22 protein-coding genes are annotated in these 24,393 nt (G+C 66.3%); 17 read left to right on the top strand and 5 right to left on the bottom strand.

Annotated features, from left to right (window positions below; genetic code table 11):
- Positions 1–24: 24 nt before the first annotated feature.
- Positions 25–1,641 (top strand): mechanosensitive ion channel family protein, encoded by a 1,617-nt coding sequence (locus IE191_RS04330; RefSeq protein WP_229815096.1) that lies wholly within the window; start codon positions 25–27, stop codon positions 1,639–1,641.
- A 6-nt stretch (positions 1,642–1,647) separates the two neighbouring features.
- Here IE191_RS04330 and IE191_RS04325 read toward each other — a convergent pair whose 3' ends face one another.
- The 3 genes from IE191_RS04325 to IE191_RS04315 are packed head-to-tail and all read right to left on the bottom strand — an operon-like array spanning position 1,648 to position 4,888.
- A complete protein-coding gene (locus IE191_RS04325; RefSeq protein ID WP_191323137.1) occupies positions 1,648–3,168 on the bottom strand; it encodes an ABC1 kinase family protein in 1,521 nt (506 codons plus the stop codon).
- A 50-nt stretch (positions 3,169–3,218) separates the two neighbouring features.
- The gene (locus tag IE191_RS04320; RefSeq protein WP_191323136.1) at positions 3,219–3,980 is read right to left on the bottom strand and encodes a DeoR/GlpR family DNA-binding transcription regulator; all 762 of its coding nucleotides are present in this window, start codon (positions 3,978–3,980) and stop codon (positions 3,219–3,221) included.
- Entirely contained in the window at positions 3,977–4,888 is a 912-nt protein-coding gene (locus tag IE191_RS04315; RefSeq protein WP_191323135.1) for an endonuclease/exonuclease/phosphatase family protein, read from the bottom strand. The genes IE191_RS04320 and IE191_RS04315 overlap by 4 nt, the downstream gene beginning before the upstream one ends.
- 181 nt (positions 4,889–5,069) lie before the next feature.
- Here IE191_RS04315 and IE191_RS04310 point away from each other — a divergent pair, with 181 nt between their 5' ends.
- From IE191_RS04310 to IE191_RS04280, 7 genes are all read left to right on the top strand, one after another.
- Positions 5,070–7,841 (top strand): TonB-dependent receptor, encoded by a 2,772-nt coding sequence (locus IE191_RS04310; protein ID WP_191323134.1) that lies wholly within the window; start codon positions 5,070–5,072, stop codon positions 7,839–7,841.
- A 125-nt stretch (positions 7,842–7,966) separates the two neighbouring features.
- Positions 7,967–8,893, top strand: a complete 927-nt coding sequence (locus IE191_RS04305; RefSeq protein ID WP_191323133.1) for a CmcJ/NvfI family oxidoreductase — start codon at positions 7,967–7,969, stop codon at positions 8,891–8,893.
- 195 nt (positions 8,894–9,088) lie between these two features.
- Positions 9,089–10,000 (top strand): sulfate adenylyltransferase subunit CysD, encoded by a 912-nt coding sequence (gene cysD, locus IE191_RS04300; RefSeq protein ID WP_191323298.1) that lies wholly within the window; start codon positions 9,089–9,091, stop codon positions 9,998–10,000.
- The gene (gene cysN, locus IE191_RS04295) at positions 10,000–11,925 is read left to right on the top strand and encodes a sulfate adenylyltransferase subunit CysN (RefSeq protein ID WP_191323132.1); all 1,926 of its coding nucleotides are present in this window, start codon (positions 10,000–10,002) and stop codon (positions 11,923–11,925) included. The genes cysD and cysN overlap by 1 nt, the downstream gene beginning before the upstream one ends.
- A gap of 21 nt (positions 11,926–11,946) precedes the next feature.
- Positions 11,947–12,684 (top strand): 3'(2'),5'-bisphosphate nucleotidase CysQ, encoded by a 738-nt coding sequence (locus IE191_RS04290; protein WP_191323131.1) that lies wholly within the window; start codon positions 11,947–11,949, stop codon positions 12,682–12,684.
- A gap of 36 nt (positions 12,685–12,720) precedes the next feature.
- Positions 12,721–13,212 (top strand): flavin reductase family protein, encoded by a 492-nt coding sequence (locus tag IE191_RS04285; RefSeq protein ID WP_191323130.1) that lies wholly within the window; start codon positions 12,721–12,723, stop codon positions 13,210–13,212.
- Positions 13,213–13,488: 276 nt separating this feature from the next.
- A complete protein-coding gene (locus IE191_RS04280) occupies positions 13,489–14,187 on the top strand; it encodes a Crp/Fnr family transcriptional regulator (RefSeq protein ID WP_191323129.1) in 699 nt (232 codons plus the stop codon).
- A gap of 82 nt (positions 14,188–14,269) precedes the next feature.
- Here the strand turns inward: IE191_RS04280 and IE191_RS04275 are convergent, their stop codons facing one another.
- Both IE191_RS04275 and IE191_RS04270 read right to left on the bottom strand, forming a co-directional pair.
- Entirely contained in the window at positions 14,270–15,058 is a 789-nt protein-coding gene (locus IE191_RS04275) for a PPC domain-containing protein (RefSeq protein ID WP_191323128.1), read from the bottom strand.
- A 255-nt stretch (positions 15,059–15,313) separates the two neighbouring features.
- Positions 15,314–16,009 (bottom strand): OmpW/AlkL family protein, encoded by a 696-nt coding sequence (locus tag IE191_RS04270; protein ID WP_191323127.1) that lies wholly within the window; start codon positions 16,007–16,009, stop codon positions 15,314–15,316.
- Between the two features lie 257 nt (positions 16,010–16,266).
- On the opposite strand from IE191_RS04270, the gene ccoN reads away from it, so the two are divergent.
- Genes ccoN through IE191_RS04225 form a run of 9 tightly spaced genes read left to right on the top strand, consistent with a single transcriptional unit; the run spans position 16,267 to position 24,386 of the window.
- Positions 16,267–17,919: a cytochrome-c oxidase, cbb3-type subunit I gene (gene ccoN, locus IE191_RS04265; protein WP_191323126.1), complete on the top strand. Its 1,653-nt coding sequence runs from the start codon at positions 16,267–16,269 to the stop codon at positions 17,917–17,919.
- 23 nt (positions 17,920–17,942) lie between these two features.
- Positions 17,943–18,689 (top strand): cytochrome-c oxidase, cbb3-type subunit II, encoded by a 747-nt coding sequence (gene ccoO / locus IE191_RS04260; RefSeq protein ID WP_191323125.1) that lies wholly within the window; start codon positions 17,943–17,945, stop codon positions 18,687–18,689.
- Positions 18,686–18,847, top strand: a complete 162-nt coding sequence (locus IE191_RS04255; RefSeq protein ID WP_191323124.1) for a cbb3-type cytochrome c oxidase subunit 3 — start codon at positions 18,686–18,688, stop codon at positions 18,845–18,847. Before ccoO ends, IE191_RS04255 begins: the two co-directional genes overlap by 4 nt.
- The gene (ccoP, locus tag IE191_RS04250) at positions 18,840–19,766 is read left to right on the top strand and encodes a cytochrome-c oxidase, cbb3-type subunit III (protein ID WP_191323123.1); all 927 of its coding nucleotides are present in this window, start codon (positions 18,840–18,842) and stop codon (positions 19,764–19,766) included. Before IE191_RS04255 ends, ccoP begins: the two co-directional genes overlap by 8 nt.
- 8 nt (positions 19,767–19,774) lie before the next feature.
- Entirely contained in the window at positions 19,775–21,307 is a 1,533-nt protein-coding gene (ccoG, locus tag IE191_RS04245; RefSeq protein ID WP_191323122.1) for a cytochrome c oxidase accessory protein CcoG, read from the top strand.
- Positions 21,308–21,320: 13 nt separating this feature from the next.
- The gene (locus IE191_RS04240; RefSeq protein WP_191323121.1) at positions 21,321–21,788 is read left to right on the top strand and encodes a FixH family protein; all 468 of its coding nucleotides are present in this window, start codon (positions 21,321–21,323) and stop codon (positions 21,786–21,788) included.
- The gene (locus tag IE191_RS04235; protein ID WP_191323120.1) at positions 21,785–23,938 is read left to right on the top strand and encodes a heavy metal translocating P-type ATPase; all 2,154 of its coding nucleotides are present in this window, start codon (positions 21,785–21,787) and stop codon (positions 23,936–23,938) included. Before IE191_RS04240 ends, IE191_RS04235 begins: the two co-directional genes overlap by 4 nt.
- Positions 23,935–24,096, top strand: coding sequence for a cbb3-type cytochrome oxidase assembly protein CcoS (gene ccoS / locus IE191_RS04230; protein WP_191323119.1), 162 nt, complete (start codon positions 23,935–23,937; stop codon positions 24,094–24,096). The genes IE191_RS04235 and ccoS overlap by 4 nt, the downstream gene beginning before the upstream one ends.
- Positions 24,093–24,386 carry a hypothetical protein gene (locus IE191_RS04225; protein WP_191323118.1) on the top strand — a complete coding sequence of 98 codons (294 nt, stop codon included), beginning with the start codon at positions 24,093–24,095 and terminating at the stop codon, positions 24,384–24,386. The genes ccoS and IE191_RS04225 overlap by 4 nt, the downstream gene beginning before the upstream one ends.
- The last annotated feature ends 7 nt before the right edge of the window (positions 24,387–24,393 follow it).

Here is a 24,393-nt window from a genome sequence, read left to right as displayed (position 1 = left end):
TTTGCAGCATCTGCCGGAGGACCCTTGCCCATTTTTCGCCTGTTCCGCTTTGCCTTGCTCACCCTGCTGCTGGGGCTGGCCGTGCCTGCTCAGGCCCAGCTCACCCCGGCTGCCTCGTCCAGTCCAGCGGCGCCATCCGATCCCTATGGCCGGGAAACGCCACGCTCTTCGGTTGCTGGCCTGATCCAGGCCCTGGCCGGGCGCGATTACGAGCGGGCCGCCCATTTCATGTCCGTGCGGATGGACAATGCCCGCCTGACCAACGGCGCCGAGGAATTGGCGCGGCGCCTCCAGGTCCTGCTGGACAAGGGCGGCACGCTGCGGCCCTTTGGCGCTCTGTCGAACCAGCCGGTGGGCGATCTGGGCGACGATCTGCCGTTCAATCGCGAGCAGGTCGGCACCATGAAAGTGGGCGAAGACAAGGTGCCGGTGATGCTGGCGAGCAGCCAGCAGGGACAAGTGGTGGTGTGGCGCGTGGCGCCCGAAACGCTGCAAATCCTGGCCAAGGCCGATGTGCCACGCGAACAGGCGGCGGCCAGCACTAGCCCGGATGCATGGATCGTGGGCGGTGCGCCGGTCAGCGACTGGCTCACGCTGCTGGGTCTGGCCGCGGTAAGCTTTGCCGCGTTCCGACTGCTCGCGGCGCTGATCCTGCTGGTGGTGCGCAAGGTCATCCCGCGTTGCCAGGACAGCGCGTTCTACCGCTTCCTGGCTGCTGCGCTGCCCCCGCTTAGCCTGTTCCTGTCGATCATGATCTTCTTCATGTGGGCCAACCGCCTGCCGGTGGCGATCGTCGCGCGGCAGACGCTGTTGCGCTATGGCGGCACGGTGGCATTGGTGGCGCTGGTGTGGTTCGCGCTGCGCTTGATCGACGCCATTGCCGACCTCGCCACGCGGCGGCTGCATCATTACCAGCGTCGCCAGGTGATCTCGGTGGTCAACCTGCTGCGTCGCGGGGCCAAGCTGTTGTTGCTGGCCTTCACCGTGGTGGGTGTTCTTGATACGTTTGGTATCAATGTTACCACAGGTATTGCCGCCCTTGGCATTGGCGGCATCGCCCTGGCGCTGGGCGCCCAGAAGACGGTGGAGAACTTGGTTGGCAGCGTCACCGTGATTGCCGACCAGCCCGTGCAGGTGGGCGATTTCTGCAAGGTGGGTGATGTTGCGGGGACGGTGGAGGACGTGGGCATCCGCTCCACCCGTATCCGCACCAACGATCGCACCTTGGTGACCATTCCCAATGGCGATTTTGCCGCGCGCCAGATCGAGAATTTTGCCACGCGCGACCGCTTCCTGTTCAATCCCACGATCGGCATCGCCTATGGCCTGCCCGCCGCGAAAGTGCGTGAGGCGGTGGATATCGTGCGCCAGACTCTGCTCGACCATGATGGCGTGATCAGCGACGGCGTGCGCGCCACCTTCACCAATTTCGCCGACAGCGCGCTGACCATCGACGTGTGGTCCTATCTGGCCGGGCCGGACTACAACCAGGCGATGGCGGCGCGGCAGGAGGTGCTGCTGTCGATCATGGAGCAGTTCGAGGCGGTCGGGATCACGCTGGCCCAGCCCACGCGCTCGGTCATGGTGCAGGGCGGCGTGCCGCTGCCGGCGGCGGAAACCGAGCAACAGCCAGCGACGTAACGCGCCTCAGCCCATCAGTCGGGTGGCGAGGATCGCCACGGCGACCAGGGCGCCCGCGCCCCACACGGCGCGGGTAACCGGCTTGATCAGCGCGGCCCATTGCGGCGCGGGGGCGACCGGGGCAGGTGGTTCGGTCAACCGCTGCACCGCCGCGCGCAGCAGGCGCGGTGCGTCGTTGCCCATGTGCGCGAGTTCCAGCCCCAGCGCGCGCACGATCGGCTGCCAGTGATCGGGCGCCAGCCGCGCTGCCACCAGTCGCACGGTGGAGCGGCGCAGCGCGGCGGCGAGATCGAAGCCCGGCTCGATGCGGCTGAGCACCCCGTCGATCGTGACTAGCGCCTTGAAGATCAGCAGCAGGTCTGATGGCATGACAATGCCGGTCTCGCGCAGTAGCGGGAGGAAATCGGCGACCATCGGAGCGAGCTTGAGGGTGTTGCCGCCATGGCTTTCGACCAGCCGCCGCGCAGCGGCGCTGACGGCGGCGGCGGGGGCACTGCCGCTTTCGTCCCAGATGGCCAGGACATCGGCCATGGCGACATCGTCGCAGGTGATCAGCGCCTGGGTAAAGCGGATGAATTCCTCGCGGCGCCGGGGCGAGACCTGGCCGACGAGGCCAAGATCGAGCAGGGCGATGCCGTCGCCAGGCAGGCAGCGCAAGTTGCCGGGGTGCGGATCGCCATGGAAGCGGCCGTTGATCAGCACCATGTCGAGCACTACGTCTGCCCCCAGCGCGGCGATCCGCGCGGGATCGATGCCGGCGGCTGTCAGTGCGGCTGCGCTTGTCGGGGCGACACCGGCGACGTAGTCCATCACCAGCACGCTTTCGCTGCTCAGCGGCCAATGGATCGTGGGCACCACCACGCGCGGATTGCGCGCGAAATCGGCGCGCAGCCGGTCGGCATTGCGGCCTTCCACGGTGAAATCGAGTTCCTGGCGCAGCGCATCGGCCAGTTCTGCGGCCATGGCTCCGGCGCGCAATCGCCGGGCCTGGGCGTTGGTGCGCTCTGCCAGAGCGGCCGCGCCCGCGATCAGGCGCAAGTCTGCCAGCATCGGGGCGGCAATGCCGGGGCGGCGGATCTTGACCACCACCGGCGTGCCGTCGGCCAAGGTGGCGCGGTGGACTTGTGCCATCGAGGCCGCCGCCAGCGGCGTTTCATCGAACTGTGCGAAGCATTCGCTAACTGGCGCGCCGAGGGCCGCTTCCAGTTCGGCTTGCAGCGCCGCGAACGGCAGGGTGGGCGCCTCGCTCTGGAGGCGCTCAAGCTCGGTGATCCACGCGGGCGGCAGTAGATCGGCGCGCGTGGCGAGAATTTGCCCCAGCTTGATCCAGGCCGGGCCGAGTTCCTCCAGCGCCAGCCGCACCCGCTGCGGCGTGGTGGCCGGATCGCTTTCCGCCGCGTCGGCCGGTGTTCCGCTGCCGGGCAGGAACCGGGCGGCCAGCCAGCCCAGCCCGTGGCGGGCCAGAATGCGGGTGATTTCGGCAAGGCGGGCGCTGTCGGCAGCGCGGCCGGGAAAGGGCAGGGGCATACCATGCAAGGTAGGGCGCCGATCGGGCGGCGCAACCATTTTGGCAGGGCTTATCCAGTTACCACCACCTCGGCATGGGCAAAGGCCTGGGCCAGATCGGGCGCGAGCGGCTGGTCGGTCACCAGCACGCCGACCTTGGCGCAAGGGGCCGTGGCCATCAGGCCATAGCGGCCGAACTTGCTGGAATCGGCCGCCAGCAGCACGCGCTGCGCGGTGGCATAGGCAATGCGGCTCATCGTCGCTTCGCCGGCATGAAAATCCATCAGCCCCCGGTCCGCGCTCACCGCGCCAACCGAAAGCAGCGCCAGATGCGGGGTGAACCCGGCGACATAGTCCTGTGCCTGGCGATCGGAAAAGGCGCGGTATTCGTAATCCATCTGACCGCCTGCCAGGAACAGCCGGTTGCCGTTGATGCCGCCCAGCGCCTCGGCCACGCCCAGGGAATTGGTGATCACCGTCAGGTCACTGTGCCCGCGCAATTCCTGCGCGATGTAGAACGTGGTGGTGCCGGCGTCGATGAACACGATGTCGCCATCGGTGACGAAGCGCGCGGCGGCGGCCGCGATGCGTTTCTTCACGTCCACGTTCTCGTGCAGGCGACGGTCTAGCGGGCCTTCGGTCTCGCGCCGGGCCAGACGCACTGCGCCATGCAGCCGCTCCACCCGGCCGGCCGCCTCCAGATCGCGCAGTTCGCGGCGGATCGTTTCGTCCGAGACGTCCAGTTCGCGGGCGAGGGCGGTGATGGCCAGCGTGGTGCCCGCGCCCAAGAGGGCGAGCAGGCGGTCCTGGCGATCCTGGCGCTTGATGCTCATGGTTGCGGCGTGCTTTCCCCTTTGCTGGGCACAAGGTCTGCCAGAATGGGGAAATGATCGGAAGGCCAGCGTGGCCCGGCGTGGGTGGTCAGCGTGGCATAGGCGCGCACCTGCCAGCCGCGCTCCAGAATGAAATCGATGCGCTGCTGCCCGGTGCCGGTGAAATCGTGGAATGTCGGTTCCGGCCCGAGTGGAGCCGCGGCTTGCGCGCGGCTATCGGCCAGATGCGCGGTGAGCGTGGCATAAGCGGCGCTCCCTGCCGTGGCGTTGAGATCGGCGGTCAGCACGACCGGCAGGCGCCCGGCAAGCGCTGGCAGGCGCGCCGCGATCAGCCGCGCGCTTTCCACGCGGGCGGTTTCGTCTTCCACGTCGCGGTTGGCCAGGTGCGTGTCGATCATCAGGAAACGGGTGCGGGCACCCAGCCGCCGCTCCAGCACGGCCCATTGCACCATGCGCGGCAGCGTGGCGCCCCAGCCCAGGCTGCCCGGGACGGCGGGGGTGGGCGAAAGCCAGAACACCCCGTGGCGGATCAACGCCAAGCGATCGGTGCGATAGAGAATGCCCATGTGTTCGTTGGCATGGCCGCCAAAGCGATCGGGGCCGAACCAGCGCCAGTGCGGCAGGTGGCGTACCACGGCATCGCCCTGGCGCTTGAACAGTTCCTGCGTGCCGATGACATCGGGATCGGCGGCGCGGATCGTGGCCAGGAACACCGGCTGGCGCTGTGGCCAGGTGTTGAGGCCATCATCCGGCGCCGGCCAGCGCACATTGAAGCTCATCACCCGCAGCGCCCCGGCCGAGCGGGGCGGCACGGCCACCGCGGCTTGGGCGGGCAGGGCCGGAACAGCGGCCAGGGCAAGGCACAGGCCAAGGGCGTGCCGGTGGACGAACGAGCGAAGGGCGGTCATGCAGGGGCTCTTGGCGTTTTTGATGAAATTTCGATGACAATTGGCATGATTTTGGGAAATCGCAAATAAAACCATCAGAAAATGTGGAGCTGTCATGGAATCGTCGCGCGCCGGGCCTAGGTGCCGGCTCGTACCGCACCGTTCACGGCGCCAACGATTCCACCAACAGGGATGTCCTCAGATGACCGATTTGCCGATCCTTACCGGCGCGCTTCGTCGTGCGCCGCTGCTGCGCGGCGTGGCCGGCGCGGCCATGTTGCTGGCGATGGTCGCAGCACCTGCGGCCCGTGCTGCCGGCACACCCGCCGATGCGGCGGCGCCCGAAACGGCCGATGCCGATGGCGAAACGCGCAGCATCGTGGTGTCTGGCCAGGCCGCGCGCACGGTGAAGATGGAAGCAGCCGGCACCACCGCCGTGCTGGCCCCCGAAGATCTGGTGCGCCAGCCCAATGTCAGCGTGGTCGATGCCCTGGCGCGCGTGGCGGGGATTTCGGTTTCCCCGACCGACTTTTTCGGCACGCCGTCTTCGGGCAACCACGGCGGCCTCGATGGCGCGGCGCGCGGCGGGGCGAGCTTCGTCTATGTCCGCGGTCTGTCGGGGTCCTATAACGTCAACCTGGTCAACGGCGCCAACGCCGCGCAGGGCATGCCCTATTCGCGCGAGATCCAGCTCGACCTGCTGCCGCCGGTGGGCCTGGCGGCGGTGGTCGTCAGCAAGACGTCCACGGCGGACATGGATGGCGACGCGATCGGCGGGACGATCGATTTCCGCACCCCCACGGCCGACAATTTCAAGGACGGTCATGTCGGCGTCACGCTGCAAGGCGGGGTCAGCCAATATGGTCTGGATTACCACGTGCCGGCCGCCAGCGGCATGACCCAGGCGGAATACAGCACGCATCTGGGCGCCGATCACCAGTTCGGCATCTATGCCACCGGCTATTACGGCAAGCGCTACTTTGCCTCGACCATGGTCGATTTCCAGGCCGGGCAGTGGGAATATGCCGTGTCCGATGGCGAGCAGGGCAGCAATCCTGCCGGGTTCAGCAAGGCAGACAACCTCTTGCTGACCAGCACCAACGCGCAGTTCACCGAAGGCCACCAGACCCGCTTTGGCGGCGCGCTGTCGCTTGATTGGGACATGGGCAGCACCAAGCTCTATCTGCGTGGCACGGTGGCTGAATCCAACATCCGCCAGATCATCTATCAAAAGGGCATCCAGGCCGATCACTATTCGTCGCCCACGATCCGGCCCGACGGGCTCTATCAGAATGCCGAAAGCGACGCGGCCTTTCACTATTGGGTGGAAACCGCGCCAGCCGAATCCGCGCTCGACACCGCCGAGCTGGGCGGCAAGACCCAGAGCGGGGCGCTGACGCTGGACTATGCCGGGTTCTGGAGCTGGGCCAAGAGCGCCGCACCCGATCATGCCGAAGTCTCGTTCGAAACCAGCGCCGCCAACCAGTTGAACGGCCCGTTCAGCGTGACCTATCGCGATGGCTATCCCATCCCGGCGCTCAGCGCGGCGCAGCTCGCCCGGCTCAACAACAGCAGCCTGTTCCTGAAAGCCGATGGCAGCGGCGAATATACCTCGTCGCGCAGCACGGCCAATAAGCTGGGCGGTCGCCTCGATGCGGAACTGGCGCTGGGCGATGGCGTGCTCAAGGCGCTGAAGGCCGGCGTCAAGTTCGTGCGCAGCAGCCGCGCCACTTATTCGCGCGACTATAGCGGCCTGTCGTTCATCGACACCGGCACGCCGCTCAGCGCCAGCCCGTTTGCCCGCAACACCATCGCGGCGATCGACCATAAGTATTACCCCTACTCGTTCGTCCGCTTCGATGGCGAGGCGCTGACCAATGCGGCCGCCAAGGCGGCTTCGAGCGTGACGCTCAGCTCGGACGATTACAACGGCAATACCATGTCGGGGCATGAAAACGTCGCTTCGGCCTATATCCTGGCGCGGATCGAGACCGGGGGCGTGGCGATCCAGCCAGGCCTGCGCTTTGAGCACACCCAGATCGACAACCGATTCTGGAACACGGTGAGCGTGGACGACGGCGCCAGTGCCAGCCAGACCTCCGGCTGGGGCACCAGCCGCACCCGCTACGACATGTTGCTGCCCAGCCTCCACGCCGATTGGCATCCCTGGCAGGGCGGCATCCTGCGCGGCGCGATCTGGCGCAGCTATACCCGCCCAGCGTTCTTCCAGTTGGCGGGCGGCACCCAGACCGAACTCAACAGCGACGGCACGATCAGCATCACCCAGGGCAACCCCGATCTGCGCCCGGTCACATCGTGGAACTTCGATATCAACCTCGAACACGAATCCCACGGTTTCAGCGGCTCGATCGCGGCGTTCTACAAGGCGATCGGCAACTACCTCTATGATCGTGGCACCAGCTATCGCGCGCAGGAAATCGCCAGCAGCGGGGTCAGCTCGATCAGCAAGCCGATGAATGGCGGCAACGCCGCGCTCTATGGCCTGGAACTGGCAGGGCGCTATCAGTTGACCGAGTTGCAGGGATGGGCTTCCGGCTTTGGCGTGTCGGGCAATGTCACGTTCCAGCATTCCTGGGCGCACCTGCTGGATTCGGGCACCGATGCCACCCAGGCGATGCAGGGCGTGCCCAAATTCCTAGCCAATGCCTCGGTGTTCTACGAAGGCAAGAAGGTCTCGGCCAACCTCGCCTATCGCTACAACGGCGCGCTCGTGGCGGCCTATCGCTTTGGCACATGGGGCGGTGCGACGATGAATGACACGCAGCGCGCCACGCATAGCGTCGATGCCTCGGTCGGCTACGCACTCAGTCCCGACGTGCGCTTGTCGGTGCAGGCGAGCAACATCTTTGACGACATCAGCTATTATCGGACGGTGAGCCCGACGAGCGAAGTGGTGCCGCAGATCGTGCGTTGGGGCCGCACGTTCCAGGCCACGCTGAGCGCCGCGTTCTGACCGGTGGGCGAGCCTCGGCGCTGCCGTCTCGGCGCCGGGGCTTGCCGCTGGACACGCATGCCGGCAATCGTTAGGTCTACGAACAAGTGGGGCGCGCCAGACGCCCCGATGCGAGAGGATCTGCGATGGACACCGTGTTGCCGGCCCGCCTTGACCTGTTCGACCCCGTGGAAGAGGCCGCGCGCCAGGCCCCCGCGATCATCCGCTATCTGGGGGAGGGCGATTTCGTCACCCGCCGCTATGTGAGCCAGGGGGCGGAAATCAACACCGGGACGTATACCGATCATGCGGTGGTGGTGCGTGACGGCATGCCCATGCGCGACCATTTCACGCTCGATACCCATGGTTTCATGCTGGGCCGCCACGCATCGGCGATCGAGGGTTTTCACGATCGCGCCGCGGTGGATGCGCACTACCTGGCGGAAGTGGAAGCACTGGTGGCGCGGTTGTGCGGCGCCGATCGCGTGGCGGCGCAGGGCTGGATGATCCGCACCTCGGCCGATCTTTCCGCAAGGGCGCGGGAAAAGGTGGCCCATTACCAGCACAACGGCGGCATCCAGCCCCCGGCGGGCGAGGCCCATGTCGATTACAACCGCCCGACCGCCCGCCGTGCCGCCCGGCGCATGCACGAACAGCGCTTTGCCGATCGCGGTGGCTATGCCCGCGCCATCTGCTTTTCCCTGTGGCGCACGTTTTCGCCCGGGCCGCAGGATTGGCCGCTGGCGGTGTGTGACGGGCGCAGCGTCGGAGAAGCGGAAACCGCCTCCAACACCTTGTTCGTGGTCGACGAATTCCCGGTCGGCGAGGCCTTGACCGCGCCGGTGCCCGGCGAGGAGGACATGATCGCCGCGACGATCTTTCGCTATCGCCCCGAGCATCGCTGGTGGTATTTCGCCAACATGGACGCGCAGGACGTGCTATTGTTCAAGTTCAACGACAGCGACGAAAGCGTCACCTGGCGCTGCCCGCACACCGCGTTCCACGATACCAGCCTGGCGAACACACAGACGCGCAGCAGCATCGAAGTGCGCTGCATCGCCTATTTCGACTGAATAAGCCCCTCCCGCAAGCGGGAGGGGTTTGGGGAGGGCGTGTGGGTTTTGCGGGAGCATTCCCTCCCCCAGCCTCTCCCGCAAGCGGGAGGGGAGCTTTTGGCTTGGCGGCCTGCCAAAGTTTGGCTTGGGGGTGCTTAATCAATTCGCCCTGTCATTCCCCGCCATGCCTGTGCCAAAGGCGGCGCCATGAACATGCCGTCGCTCACCCATCTCCAGCGCCTTGAAGCCGAGGCGATCCACATCATGCGCGAAGTCGTGGCCGAGGCGCAGGCGCCGGTCATGCTCTATTCGGTGGGCAAGGACAGCGCGGTGATGCTGCACCTGGCGCGCAAGGCGTTCTATCCCTCGCCGCCGCCGTTCCCGCTGCTGCACGTGGACACCACGTGGAAATTCCAGGCGATGTACGAGCTGCGCGATCGCATGGCGCGCGAAAGCGGCATGGACCTGCTGGTCTACCAGAACCCGGAAGCCAAGGCGCGCGGCATCAATCCGTTCGACCATGGCGCGCTGCACACCGACATGTGGAAGACCGAGGGCCTCAAGCAGGCGCTCGACAAGTATGGCTTCGATGCGGCTTTTGGCGGCGCGCGGCGCGACGAGGAAAAGAGCCGCGCCAAGGAGCGCATCTTCTCGTTCCGCACTGCCAGCCATGGGTGGGATCCCAAGAACCAGCGGCCCGAGCTGTGGAACCTCTACAACGCCCGCAAGAACAAGGGCGAAAGCATCCGGGTGTTCCCGATCAGCAACTGGACCGAGCTGGACATCTGGCAATATATCCACCTCAACGACGTGCCGATCGTGCCGCTCTACTTTGCCGAAAAGCGGCCGACCTATGAATGGGACGGGCAACTGTTCATGGCCGACGACATCGCGCGGCTGGAACAGGTGCTGGGCTATCGGCCCGAGATCGTCGAGCGCTCGATCCGCTTCCGCACGCTGGGCTGCTTCCCGTTGACCGGGGCGGTGGAAAGCACCGCTGCCACGCTGCCCGAGGTGATCCAGGAAACCCTGCTGACCACCACCAGCGAGCGCCAGGGCCGCGTGATCGACAAGGATGCGGGCGGCGCCGGCATGGAAGTGAAGAAGCAGCAGGGGTATTTCTGATGAGCCAGCCGGATGTCATCTATCAGACCGATGCCCTGATCGCGCAGGATATCGACGCCTATCTCGAAACCCACCAGCACAAGACCATGCTGCGCTTCATCACCTGCGGGTCGGTGGACGATGGCAAGTCCACGCTGATCGGGCGGCTGCTCTATGATTCCAAGATGATCTTCGAGGATCAGCTTGCCGCGCTGGAAAGCGACAGCAAGAAAGTGGGCACGCAAGGGGCAGCGATCGATTTCGCGCTGCTGGTCGATGGCCTGGCTGCCGAACGCGAGCAGGGCATCACCATCGATGTGGCCTATCGCTTCTTCAACACCGAAAAGCGCAAGTTCATCGTGGCCGATTGCCCCGGCCATGAGCAGTATACCCGCAACATGGTGACCGGCGCTTCCACCGCCGACCTCGCCGTGATCCTGATCGACGCGCGCAAGGGTGTGCTGGTGCAGACGCGGCGGCATTCCTACCTGTGCCACCTGCTGGGCATCCGCAACATCGTGCTGGCGGTCAACAAGATGGACCTGGTCGATTACAGCCAGGCTCGCTTTGACGAGATCGTCGCCGATTACGGCGCCTTTGCCGCCAGCATCGGTATTGAGGCCTTCACCGCGCTGCCGATTTCGGGCTTTGCCGGCGACAATGTGACGCAGCCCTCGGCCAATACGCCGTGGTACACCGGTCCGTCGCTGATCGCGCATCTCGAAGCCGTGCCGGTGCGCGGGGCAGACGATCTCGCCCGGCCATTCCGCATGCCGGTGCAGTGGGTCAACCGCCCGAACCTGGATTTCCGGGGCTTTTCCGGCCTGATCGCCAGCGGCACCATCAAGCCGGGCGATATCGTGCGGGTGCTGCCTTCGGGCAAGACCAGCACGGTCACGCGGATCGTGACGCTGGAGGGCGATCTGGACCAGGCGCAGGCGGGGCAGGCGGTGACGCTGTGTCTGGCTGACGAGATCGATTGCTCGCGCGGGGACGTCATCGCGCTGGCCGACGCGCCGCCCGAGGCGGCCGACCAGTTTGACGCCACGCTGGTGTGGATGGCCGACGAGGCGCTGACGCCGGGCCGCGCCTATTGGCTCAAGCTGGGCACGCAGACGGTTTCGGCCACGGTGCGCGCGCCCAAGTATGTCGTCAATGTCAACACCATGGAGCATCTGGCGGCCAAGACGCTGGAACTGAACGCGATCGGCGTGGCCGAAGTGGTGACGGACAAGGCCCTGGTCTACGAACCCTATGCGCAGAGCCGCGCGCTGGGCGGGTTCATCCTGATCGACAAGATCACCAATGCCACGGTCGGCGCCGGCATGCTCAACTTCTGCCTGCGCCGTGCCCAGAACGTGCACTGGCAGGCGCTGGACGTGACGCGCCAGGCCCATGCCTCGCTCAAGATGCAGCAGCCGGCCGTGCTGTGGTTCACCGGGCTGTCCGGCTCGGGCAAGTCCACCATTGCCAACCTGGTGGAAAAGAAGCTCCACGCGCTGGGCAAGCACACGTTCCTGCTCGATGGCGACAACGTGCGCCACGGGTTGAACAAGGACCTGGGCTTTACCGATGCCGACCGCATCGAGAACATCCGCCGCGTTGGCGAAGTGGCCAAGCTGATGACCGATGCCGGGCTGATCGTGCTGACCGCGTTCATCAGCCCGTTCCGCGCCGAGCGCGACCTGGTGCGCGGCCTGCTGCCCGAGGGCGAATTCATCGAGGTGTTCATCGACACCCCGCTGGAAGACGCCGAAAAGCGCGATGTGAAGGGCCTCTACAAGAAGGCGCGGAGCGGCCAGCTCAAGAACTTCACCGGGATCGACAGCCCCTATGAGCGCCCGGAAAATCCGGAAATCCGGGTGGACACCACGCGCGAAAGCCCCGAAGACGCCGCCGAGCGGATCGTCGAACGGGTGATCGGCGCGTGGATGCCGGTGATCTGAACCGGCCAGCGGGGGCAGGCGATGGACGATCTGGAACTGGCGCGGCATCTGGCCGCAGGCGCCGGGCGCATCCTGATGGATTTGCGCGCCGCCGGGACTCATGAAGGTAAAGCGTTGGGAGCGCAGGGTGATGCCCTGGCCAACGCTTTCCTGATGGCCGAAGTGGCGGCGCACCGGCCGGACGATGGCGTGCTGAGCGAGGAAACCGCCGATACGCCCGCGCGCCTTGCCAAGTCGCGCGTGTGGATCATCGATCCGCTCGACGGCACGCGCGAATATGGCGAGGGGCGCAGCGACTGGGCGGTCCATGTGGGCCTGGCCGTGGATGGCCAGGCGGTGCTGGGCGCCGTGGCGCTGCCGGGGGAAGACTTGGTTCTCGACAGTGATGGTCCGCCCCAGCCGCTGCCGCCCATGGCCCCGGTGCCGCGCCTGCTGGTCAGCCGCTCGCGCCCCGCGCACGAGGCGGTGGAAGTGGCCAAGGCCATCGGCGGAGAGCTGTTGCCGATGGGCAGCGCCGGGGCCAAGGCCATGGCCGTGGTGCGCGGCCAGGCGGAAATCTACCTGCATTCGGGCGGGCAATACGAATGGGACAATTGCGCGCCCGTCGCCGTAGCGGCCGGCGCGGGGCTGCATGTGTCGCGAATCGATGGTTCGCCGCTGCGCTACAACAACACCAGTACGTGGCTGCCCGATTTGTTGATCTGCCGGCGCGAATGGGCCGAACGGGTGCTTGAGGAAGTGGCCCGGATCGGCAATTGACGCAGCGCAGCGAAATTTCCCACATTCGAGGGCCTCATGATCGATCCCAAGCATTTCCGCACCGTTCTGGGCGCCTATCCCACCGGCGTTTGCGTGATCACGTCAGTTGACGCGGCAGGGCTGCGCACCGGCCTGGTGGTCGGCTCGTTCACCTCGATTTCGCTTGATCCGCCGCTGGTGGGCTTTTTCCCGGACAAGCGTTCGGGCTCCTGGCCGCGCATTGCCGCCACCGGACGGTTCTGCGTCAATGTGCTGGGGGCAGACCAGCTCGACCTGTGCCGCCGCTTCGCCAGCCGCGCCGACGACAAGTTTGCCGAACTGGCGCACGGTCACAGTCCCGCTGGTTTGCCACTGCTCGACAACGCGCTGGCCTGGATCGACTGCCGGATCGAGCGGGTGGAAGACATCGGCGATCACTGGCTGGTGGTCGGCGCGGTGGAAGCGCTGGATTCGCGGGCAGGGGGCACGCCGCTGCTGTTCTTCCGCGGGCAGTATCACGATGCCGTAGAAATCGCCCAGGGGGTGTAACGAGAAGCGCGAAATTACACCGTTTTCGCACGAATTGCGGGGCGGTTGACGCGGATCAAAGCCGGGCCGGGCGCGGGGCGCTAGACCGGAAATCGCCGAAGGGAACAGCTCTTTCCAACCCGGACAGACTGTTCGTTTCGCGTGATTTCTCCCCAACTCGGGCGGCCAGCCTGGCTTGCCGCCCCCCTTTTTTGCCTCCGGCTTCATTACACTTTGGTCTTATAAGACCGGGTCTTGTGATTGTCTTGGCGTGCGCAAGCTGGTATTTGGGGCGACATGTCTTCTTGCGAAACCTGCGTCGTCCGCAATCGCGCGATTTGTGCCGGACTCGACAATCAGGAAATCACCGCGCTCAATGCGATCGGCCGTCGCCGCAATGTCTCGGCGGGCGAACCCCTGATCTGGGAGGATGACGATTCGCTGCTCGTCGCCAACGTGATCGAAGGCGTGCTCAAGCTGACCACGAGCACCGAGGACGGCCGCGAGCAGATCGTGGGTGTGGCTTATCCTTCGGATTTCATTGGCCGCCCCTTTGGCCAGACGAGCAAGGCCAGCGTCGTCGCCCTGACGGACGCGCGGGTCTGCGTGTTTTCGCGCAACGATTTCGATCGCTTCGCCCGCAGCCATCCCGGGCTGGAGCACAAGCTGCTGGAACGCACGCTGGCCGAGCTGGACCGCACACGTTCATGGATGATGCTGCTCGGTCGCAAGACGGCCCCTGAAAAGATCGCCACGTTCCTGCTGGAAATGTCCGAACGCCTGGCCGAGACCGGCTGCACCCCGATCACGCGCGGCCCGGCCACGCGCTTCACCCTGCCTTTTTCGCGGCAGCAGGTGGCCGATGTGCTGGGCCTGACCATCGAAACGGTCAGCCGCCAGTTCACCAAGCTGAAGAACGAAGGCGTGATCGATCTGCCGGCCCGGCGCGACGTGGAAATCGTCAATCGCGGAGCTCTGGTGGCACTGGCCGGGTAAGAGCCCGTTTTGAAAATGCGCCAAGGCGCATTTTCGTTGCGGCACCGGCCCACTCCGCAGGAGCAGGCCGGCGGTTCGCTGATCAGTCAGCCGGCACGAGCACGGCGCGCAGCGTATAGGCGCCGGTCTCGTGTTCGTTGGCGCTGGTGGCCCGCACGATATAGTCGCCGCTGTCCTTGGGCGAGAAGGCGATGAACGCATTCTGCGCGCTGCCGCCGTCGTCGTCCTGGTCGATCGAGCGGCCCGTGGTCCGGCCGGGCAGGTCATAGATTTGCAGGACCGGGTCGATCGCGCTGCTGTTCAGGAAGAACAGCATGGTCTGGCCGCCTTCGACATGGAACACGTATTCGTCTTCATAGCGCTTGTTCACTTCGCCATCGCTGGCGTCGAGCGAGCCGCCATAGCTTTCCATCCGCAGCGAGGCGGTGGTTGCCGGCTTGGCCCGCACCGGGGCGGGCAGGGGCCGCAGTTCGCGCATCGTCAGCTTGTAGGCCGCGCCCGCCTTGCCATCGTCCACGGCTTTCACGCGGATGCGATAGGTGCCGCTGCGAGTGGGGGAGAACTCCAGCAGGGAATTGTTGCCTTCGCCGCCATCGTCGTCTTCGGCGATCACTTCCGCATCGGGATCGGTCAGCGTGATCTGCGGGTCGAACTCGGTCGATTCCACGCCGATTTCATAGCGCTTGCCGGCGCTGAGCTGGAGCGGGTGACTGTCATAGATTTCACCATCACGCGGGCTGCGGCGTTCCAGCTTGCCGTTGTAGCTGGTCTCTTGCGCGGTCTGCGCCGTGGCTTGCTGCACCGCGCCGCCGGCTGCGGCGAGGGCAAGGGCAATGCCCAGGATCTTGGGGTGATAGGGGGTGACGGCCATCTCTTGGGTCCCTGATTAGCCATTGCAAAGGTTCCCCCCGCATAGCCCGTCTCACCCGACTTTTGGCACCAAATCGTGTTGAATTTACAATATTTAAGACGAACCGAGACGGATCGTGCCTTCGCCGGGCGCAGCGCTTGCCGGTGCAGGACGCGAAAACGGGCGGGCCGATGCCAGGGGATCCCAGACCCTGGACCGACCCGCCCGCAACCCTGCATACGACGGATATGCAGGGCTATCGGTGGTACGCCGTGATCAGAAGCGGTAGGCGACGCCTGCGCTGAGCACCCACGGGTCCATGCGGTGGCGCGTGGTCAGCGCTTCGGTGCCGTTGGCGGTGTAGAAGTGCGCGGTCGTGCTGATCCAGTACTTCTTGGCATCGAGCGTGAGGCCAAGGCCGGTCTTGGTAATCGGAATGTCGATCCCGCCTTGCACCACCACGCCGGCATCGTTGTCCAGCTTCACACGGGTGGCGCCAAGGGTCTGCGCCGTGGCACCGGGGCGTTCGGCAATGTAGAAGAACCAGGCCCCGCCGGCGCCGACATAGGGCTTGATGCCGCCCGGCAGCGTCAGGTGATACTTGGCGGTGACCGTTGCCGGCAGGATCAGCGCGTGATCGACCAGGCTGGCGCCATCGAGCGCGCCGGCGCCCGACACGTGGTGCGCGGTGAAGCAGCAGATCGTTTCGACCGACACGTTGGGCAGCGCGAAGTATTCGATTGCCAAGGTGGGCGTGAAGGCGTTGTTGCTGGCATCGGTCTGCGAGCCGGCGGGCAGGCCGATCAGGTCCTTGCGCACGGCCGTGATCTTGCCATCGGCAAGAACCGAGGTGGCCAGCACCTTGACCTGCCACTTGCCGGCGGCCGGGGCATCATCGGCCGCGAGGGCGGGAGAGGCGAACGCCAGCGCCAGCGCGGCGGCACCGAGAGCTTTGCCAAGAACCTTTTTCATCGCACGTTTCCTAGTCACTGTCAGACTGCGCCAGTTGCAGGCTGCGCCGCAGGCGGCCTGCCCCTCGCAGGCTCCGTTCCCTCTGGCGTGAAACGGTCAATGCGCCGGCAAACGATTCGCTACATTGACGCAACGCAAAAACGGCAAGCGTTTCAACAATTCGCTCACCACTGGGGTTATTTGACCCGTATCAATGTGCAATGCCGGCAATCGGCGCAGGGGCGGAATCTGTAGTAGATCATGGAAGGGAAGGGTCCATGGAACAGGTTCTGTTGCGCGCCGGGCTATGGTTTGGTGCGCTTGTCCTGGCGGTGGTTGCCTGTGCTCTGGCAGTAGACCAGGGTTTCGCGATTCATATGGCGATCTTCGGCATCGCCGCCGCCCTTGCGCTGTGGGTGACCATCAGCGGCAAGAACGTCGACGATGCCGTGCGCGGCATCCTGCGCATGCCCGATCAGGGGCGCTATGACGACGATGTGATTCGCTGGGGCGTCATCGCCACGGTTTTCTGGGGTATCGCCGGCTTTGCCGCTGGCCTGTGGATCGCGCTGGAGCTGACCTGGCCCCAGCTCAACCTGGGGCTGGAATGGATCAATTTCGGCCGCCTGCGCCCGCTGCACACCTCGGCGGTCATTTTCGCTTTCGGGGGCAATGCGCTGATCGCCACGTCGTTCTACGTCGTGCAGCGCACCTGCCGGGCGAGGCTGGCCTTCCCCGGCCTCGCCCGTTTCGTGTTCTGGGGTTACCAGCTCTTCATCGTCATCGCGGCGACCGGCTATCTCCTGGGCATTACCCAGGGCAAGGAATATGCCGAACCGGAGTGGTACACTGACTTGTGGCTGACCATCGTCTGGGTGGCCTATCTGGCGGTGTTCGTCGGCACGATCGTGAAGCGCAGCGAGCCGCACATTTATGTGGCCAACTGGTTCTACCTCTCGTTCATCCTGACCGTGGCGATGCTGCACATCGTCAACAACCTCAACATTCCGATCAGCCTGTTCGGCTCGCGGTCCTACCCGATCTTTGCCGGCGTGCAGGGCGCGCTGGTGGAATGGTGGTATGGCCACAACGCGGTTGGCTTTTTCCTGACCGCCGGCTTCCTGGGGATGATGTATTACTTTGTGCCCAAGCAGGCCGAGCGCCCGGTCTATTCCTATCGCCTGTCGATCATCCACTTCTGGGCGCTGATCTTCCTCTACATCTGGGCTGGCCCGCACCATCTGCATTACACGGCGCTGCCCGATTGGGCGCAGACGCTGGGCATGGTGTTCTCGGTCATGCTGTGGATGCCGAGCTGGGGCGGCATGATCAACGGGCTGATGACGCTCAATGGTGCGTGGGACAAGATCCGCACCGATCCGATCATGCGCATGCTGGTGATGAGCCTGGCGTTCTACGGCATGAGCACGTTTGAAGGCCCGATGATGAGCGTGAAGAGCGTCAACTCGCTCTCGCACTACACCGACTGGACCATCGGCCACGTGCATTCCGGTGCGCTCGGCTGGAACGGCATGGTGACGTTCGGGGCACTCTATTACCTGGTGCCGCGCCTGTGGAACCGCGAGCGGCTCTATTCGCTGCGCATGGTCAACTGGCACTTCTGGTGCGCCACGCTGGGCATCGTGTTCTATGCGGCCTCGATGTGGGTGGCGGGCATCACCCAGGGGCTGATGTGGCGCGAATACGGGCCTGACGGCTATCTGGTGAACAGCTTTGCCGAAACCGTCGCCGCGCTGCACCCGATGTATGCCCTGCGCGCCTTTGGCGGCCTGCTCTACCTGAGCGGCGCGGTGATCATGGTGATCAACATCACCAGGACGATCCTGGGCCAGTACCGCACCGAAGCGCCGATGCACGATGCCGCGTTCGATCCGGAAAAGGATCGTCCCATCGTTGCCCAACCCGCCTGAACGCCGCAGGAAGGAGATAGATAATGTCCAGCATTGTCGAGCGTCACAAGACGCTGGAGCGCAATGTCACCCTGCTGGCAGTCCTTGCCTTTGCTGCGGTGACGATCGGCGGGATCGTGGAAATCGCCCCGCTGTTCTGGATCGACAACACCATCGAGAAAGTGGAGGGGATGCGCCCCTACACCCCGCTCGAACAGGCCGGGCGCGACATCTATGTGCGCGAAGGCTGCTATGTCTGCCACAGCCAGATGATCCGTCCGTTCCGCGACGAGACCGAGCGTTACGGCCATTACAGCCTGGCGGCGGAATCGATGTATGACCACCCGTTCCAGTGGGGATCGAAGCGCACCGGGCCGGACCTGGCGCGCGTGGGCGGCAAGTATTCGGATGAATGGCATGTCCAGCATCTGAAAGACCCGCGCTCGGTCGTGCCGGAATCGATCATGCCCACCTACCAGTTCCTGGCCGAGCGTCCGCTCAACCAGGGGGACATGACGGCCGAGCTGCAAACGCTCTACACCACCGGCGTTCCTTACACGAAGGACCAGATCGCCAAGGCCAACGACGACTTGAAGGCCCAGGCCGATCCGGAAAACGCCACCGAATTCAAGACCCGCTGGCCCAAGGCCCAGGTTCGCGATTTCGATGGCGATCCCAAGAAGCTGACCGAGATGGATGCGCTGGTCGCCTATCTCCAGATGCTCGGCACGCTGGTGGATGTGAATGCGCCCGCCGCGCAGGAAGACCTGGCCAAGGAGAAGGGGCGATGAGCACGTATGATGCCTTGCGCCACTTTGCCGATAGCTGGGCGCTGGTGGTGATGGGCGTGATTTTCCTGGCCCTGTGCATCTGGCCTTTCCGCCGTGGGGGCAAGTCCTCCGGCAGGGAAGCGGCCAACTCGATCTTCACGGAGGACCACGATGGCTGACAAGCGCATCGACGAGCCCACCGGCGTGGAAACCGTCGGACATGAATGGGACGGCATCGAAGAACTCAACACGCCCTTGCCGCGCTGGTGGCTGTGGACGTTCTACGCCACGATCGTGTTCGCGATCGGCTATGTGGTGGTCTACCCGGCCATTCCGGGGCGCCATGCGGCCTCGGCCGGCACGGCTGGCTGGACCAGCCGCGGCGCACTGGCCAAAGACCTGGCGGCTGCGGACGCCGCCCGCGCCCAGACCCGCGCTGCCATCGCCGCAACGCCGGTGGAAAAGCTGGCGGACAATCCGCAATTGCTGCGCGCCGCGATCGAGGGCGGGGCTGCCGCCTTCAAGCAGAACTGCGTGCAGTGCCATGGCTCGGGCGCGGCAGGTTCCAAGGGCTATCCCAATCTCAACGACGACGATTGGCTGTGGGGCGGAGACATCGCCACGATCCACCAGACGCTGGAACATGGCGTGCGCTATCCCGGCGACGAGCAGACCCGCACCAGCCAGATGCCCGCGTTCGGGCGCGATGGCATCCTGACGGCGGCGCAGGTGCAGGACGTGGTCAGCCATGTCCGCGTGATCAGCGGGCAGGAAAAGGCCAGCGCTTCGTCTGCCCGTGGCGCGCAGATCTTTGCCGACAATTGCAGCGTCTGCCATGGCGCCAATGGCGAGGGCAACCGCACCGTGGGCGCGCCGCGCCTCAACGACAAGATCTGGCTCTATGGCGGTGATCGCGCCACGCTGACGCAGACGGTGACCTATGCCCGCCAGGGCGTGATGCCGGCCTGGGGCCAGCGGCTCGATCCGGTGACCGTCAAGATGCTGGCGGCCTATGTCCACTCGCGCGGGGGTGGCGAAGCGCTGCCCGCCGCAACTCCTGCACCCGACGCTGCCCCGGCGGCGCCGGCAACACGGTAACCCCAGCCATGCCCGCTGATCCCAAGCTCAAGCTGGTGGCGTCCACCCCCTCTCCGCAGGAAGGGGGTGGCGACAACGCCACCGCGCACCACGAACCCTCGCTCTATGCCCGGCGCGAACCGGTCTGCCCCAGCAAGGTCGACGGGCGGTTCCGCCGGTTCAAATGGGCGGTCATGGCGTTCTGCCTGGCCGTCTATTGGGGCACGCCGTGGCTGCGCTGGGATCGCGGGCCATGGGCGCCCAACCAGGCGGTGTTGATCGATCTGGCCCATCGCCGCTTCTACATGTTCGGCATCGAAATCTGGCCGCACGAGTTCTATTTCGTGGCCGGCCTGCTGATCATGGCCGGGGTGGGGCTGTTCCTGGTCACCTCGGCGGTGGGACGCGCCTGGTGCGGCTATGCCTGCCCGCAGACGGTGTGGACCGATCTGTTTCAGCATGTCGACCGTCTGATCGACGGGGACCGCAACGCGCAACTGGCGCTGGACCGCGCCCCGTGGAACGCGCGCAAGATCACCAAGCGGCTGACCAAATGGGCGATTTTCCTGGCCATCAGCTTTGCCACGGGGGGCGCCTGGATTTTCTATTTCGCCGATGCGCCCACGCTCCAGCGCGAATTCTGGACCGGTGCGGCGCCTGGCGTGGCCTATGCCTGCGTGGCGGTGCTCACGTTCACCACGTTCTGGCTGGGCGGCTTCATGCGCGAGCAGGTCTGCGTCTATATGTGCCCCTGGCCGCGCATCCAGTCGGCCATGCTCGACGAAAAGTCGCTGATCGTCACCTACAAGGATTGGCGCGGCGAACCGCGCGGTTCGCTCAAGCAGGCCGCAAAGGTTCGAGAAGGGCGCCTGCCTGGCGCGATCGGCGACTGCATCGACTGCAAGCAGTGCGTGGCGGTGTGCCCCACCGGGATCGACATCCGCGAAGGTGCGCAGATCGGCTGCATCACCTGCGGCCTGTGCATCGACGCCTGCGACCGCGTGATGGGGCAGGTGGGCCGGGAACGCGGGCTGATCGACTATTGCACGCTCGACGATGCCGAGCACGAACGCAAGGGCGGGGCGCCCAAGTCGCTGGTCAAGGCCATCTTCCGGCCGCGCACGCTGGTCTATCTCGGGCTGTGGAGCGCGATCGGCCTCGGCCTGCTGTTCATGCTGGGCCAGCGCACGCGCCTGGACCTGTCGGTGGCGCGCGATCGCAATCCGGAATTCGTGCAACTGTCCGACGGATCGGTGCGCGATGGCTTCACGATCAAGCTGCGCAACATGGAAGACCGTCCGCGCGACACGGTGCTGTCGCTCGAAGGGCTGGCCGGCGGGGTGATCTATACCGACGAGATGGACGCTGCGGCGGCGAAGCCCGCACTACGCTTCACTGTGCCGGCCGACACCACGATGCGGCTGCGCGTCTATGCCGTGGTGCCGGGGGACGACGCGCGGCCGCAGCCTTTCGCGTTCCATCTCGCGGCGGTCGCCCGCCCGGGCGAAGCGCCGGCGCAGGACCGCGTGAACACCGAATTCTCCGCGCCCCAGGCGCAATGAAAGGAGCAGGCCGATGACCCAGCATCGTGTTGTCCGTCCGTTTACCGGCCGCCACATGGCCGCGATCCTCGTCACGTTCTTTGGCGTGGTGATCGTCGTCAACGTGATCATGGCGCGGCTGGCCACCTCCACCTTTGGCGGCGTGGTCGTGGAAAACTCCTATGTCGCCAGCCAGAACTTCAACCGCTGGCTGGGCGAGGCCCGCAGCGAACGCGCGCTGGGCTGGAACGGGGCGGTTGCCCGCAGCAGCGACGGCGCGCTGGCGGTGACGCTGAGCGACGCGCAGGGCCATGCGCTGGCCGGCGCGCAAGTGACCGCCGTGGCCGAACACCCGCTGGGCCTGCGCGACGATCTGGCGCTGACGCTGAATGAAACGGCGCCGGGCCATTATCGCGCCAGCCTGCCGGCCGGGCGTTGGCGGATCAAGCTGAGGGTGGTGCGGCAGGGCGCCACGTGGCGCATGATGGGAGACGTGGGATGACCCAGGCGGCACAGACGCTGGACCGACCCGGCGCGGCCGGGGCAGCGGGGCAGGTCCACACCGCCTTGTCGGTGCCGGGGATGCATTGCGCCGGGTGCATGGGGAAGGTGGAGCGCGCGCTGGGCGGCGTGTCGGGCGTGACCACCGCGCGCGCCAACCTGACCGCGCGCAGCGTGGGGGTCACCCATGCCGAAGCGGTAACCGTGCCAGATCTGGTCGCCGCGCTGGCCAATGCCGGATTTGCTGCGCAGCCGCGCGCCACGGTGCTGGAACAGGCGCCTTCCGCAGTGCGGCCGCTGCTGGCGCCGCTGGCGGTGGCGGCCTTTGCCTGCATGAACGTGATGCTGCTCTCGGTCAGTGTCTGGTCGGGCGCGGATGGCACGACGCGCGATCTGTTCCACTGGCTTTCCGCGCTGATCGGCGTGCCGGCGATCGTCTACGCCGGGCGACCGTTCTTCCGCTCGGCCTGGGGCGCGCTGCGGCATGGGCGCACCAACATGGACGTGCCGATTTCCATCGGTGTCACGCTGGCCACCGCGCTGTCGTTTTATGAAACCGTCACGCATGGCGCAGAGGCCTGGTTCGACGGCACGCTGATGCTGCTGTTCTTCCTGCTCGCGGGCCGCGCGCTCGACGCGATGATGCGCGATCGCGCCCGCGCCGGGGTGGACGCACTACTGCGCCAGGCTGCGCCCGGTGCGCTGGTGGTGGCCGCCGATGGCACCACGGCTTGGCTGGCGGCGGCGGACCTGGCGCCCGGCATGGTGATGCGCGTTGCCGCCGGAGAGCGCCTGGCCGCCGATGGCGTGGTGCTGCGTGGGGCCAGCCGCCTCGATCGCGCGCTGCTGACTGGCGAAAGCGCCCCCGTGCCCGCTGGCGTGGGCGATGCCGTGCTGGCAGGCACGCTCAACGCAGACGCCCCGCTCGACGTGGAAGTGCGGGCGATCGGCGAAGATACTGCCCTGGCCGAAATCGCCCGCCTGATGGAGGCGGCCGGTCAGTCCCGCTCGCGCTATGTGCGGATCGCCGATCGCGCCTCGCGGCTCTATGCCCCGGCGGTGCACAGCCTGGCGGCGCTGACCTTTGCCGGCTGGATGCTGGCGGGGGCGGGGTTCTATCACGCGCTGGTGATTGCCATTGCCGTGCTGATCATCACTTGCCCTTGCGCGCTGGGGTTGGCGGTGCCGGTGGCGCAAGTGGTGGCGGCCGGTGCGCTGATGAAGCGCGGCGTGCTGATCAAGGATGGCTCCGCGCTGGAACGCCTGGCCGAAGTGGACCGCGTGCTGATCGACAAGACCGGAACGCTGACCCTGGGACGGCCGGTACCCGATGCCGGCGCGCTCGATGCCCTGACGCCTGACGAGGCGGGCGTGGCCCTGGCCCTCGCCAGCCACAGCCGCCATCCGCTGTCGCAGGGCCTGGCCGAAGCTCTGGCCGGGCGCGGGGTGAAAGCGCAGCCGCTGGCCCAGGTGGAGGAAGTCGTCGGGCGCGGGATCACCGCGCTGTGGCACGAAGTGCCGGTCTCGCTCGGCCGGCCTTCTTCCCCCACCGGAGGCATGGCGGCCGCACTGGCGCTGGGTGCCGATCCGGTGCGCCTGATCGGTTATGCCGATGCCTTGCGCCCCGATGCCGTGATGGCGCTCGACGCCTTGCGCGGTCTGGGCCTGGAGGCCTCGATCCTGTCGGGCGACAATGCCCAGGCCGTGGCCCAGGTAGCGCGGCAGACCGGCCTGACCGCGCAGGCCAGCGCCAGTCCGCACGACAAGCACGATGCCATCGCGCGGCTGGCGGCGGGCGGGCGGCGCGTGCTGATGGTGGGCGATGGGCTCAACGACGGGCCGGCACTGGCCGCTGCATATGCCTCGATCGCGCCGGGCACGGCGAGCGACGTGGGTCGCCAGGCCGCCGAAGTGGTGTTCACCGGCGCCTCGCTCATGGCGCTGCCGCGCAGCGTGCGCATGGCGCGCGCGACGATGCGCGTGGTGCGGCAGAATTTTGCCCTGGCCATCGCCTATAACCTGCTGGCCGTGCCGCTGGCCATGGCCGGGCTGGTGACGCCGTTGATCGCGGCGGTGGCGATGTCCACGTCTTCGCTGATCGTCGTGGCCAATTCGCTGCGCCTGTCTCTGGTCAAGGAGCAACGGGCATGACCTCCATCGCACTGTTGATCCCGATTGCGCTCGGCATGGGGTTGATCGGGCTCTGCGCCTTTTTCTGGGCGCTGCGCCGGGGGCAGTTCGTCGATCTGGACGGTGCAGCCGCGCGCATCCTGATCGACGAAACGGACGAGCGGGACGACAGATCATGACGCGCGAGACGCGCCTGCGGCTGGTGGCGCTGGCCAGCGTGGCCGCGGTGCTGCGGCTGGCCCTGCCGGCGCCGGCCCTGGCGCTCAGCGCCGACGGCGGCGCGCTGGCCGTGCCGATCTGTGGCGAGGCGGGGCATGTCCTGCTGATCCGCCTGGCCGGGCGCGCGCCTGCGCGCAAGCCGGTGGGCGACGGGTCTGCGCCGTGTTGCGCGATTTGCCATAGCGCAATGCGCAAGCGTGCCGGGGGCGATAGCTGCTGTGGCCAGGAGGACGACGACGATGTCGCTTGAAGCAGGC

Origin of the sequence: Novosphingobium pokkalii, assembly GCF_014652855.1 — a bacterium.
Lineage (GTDB): Bacteria > Pseudomonadota > Alphaproteobacteria > Sphingomonadales > Sphingomonadaceae > Novosphingobium > Novosphingobium pokkalii.
This window is presented reverse-complemented; position numbering and strand designations above follow the sequence as displayed.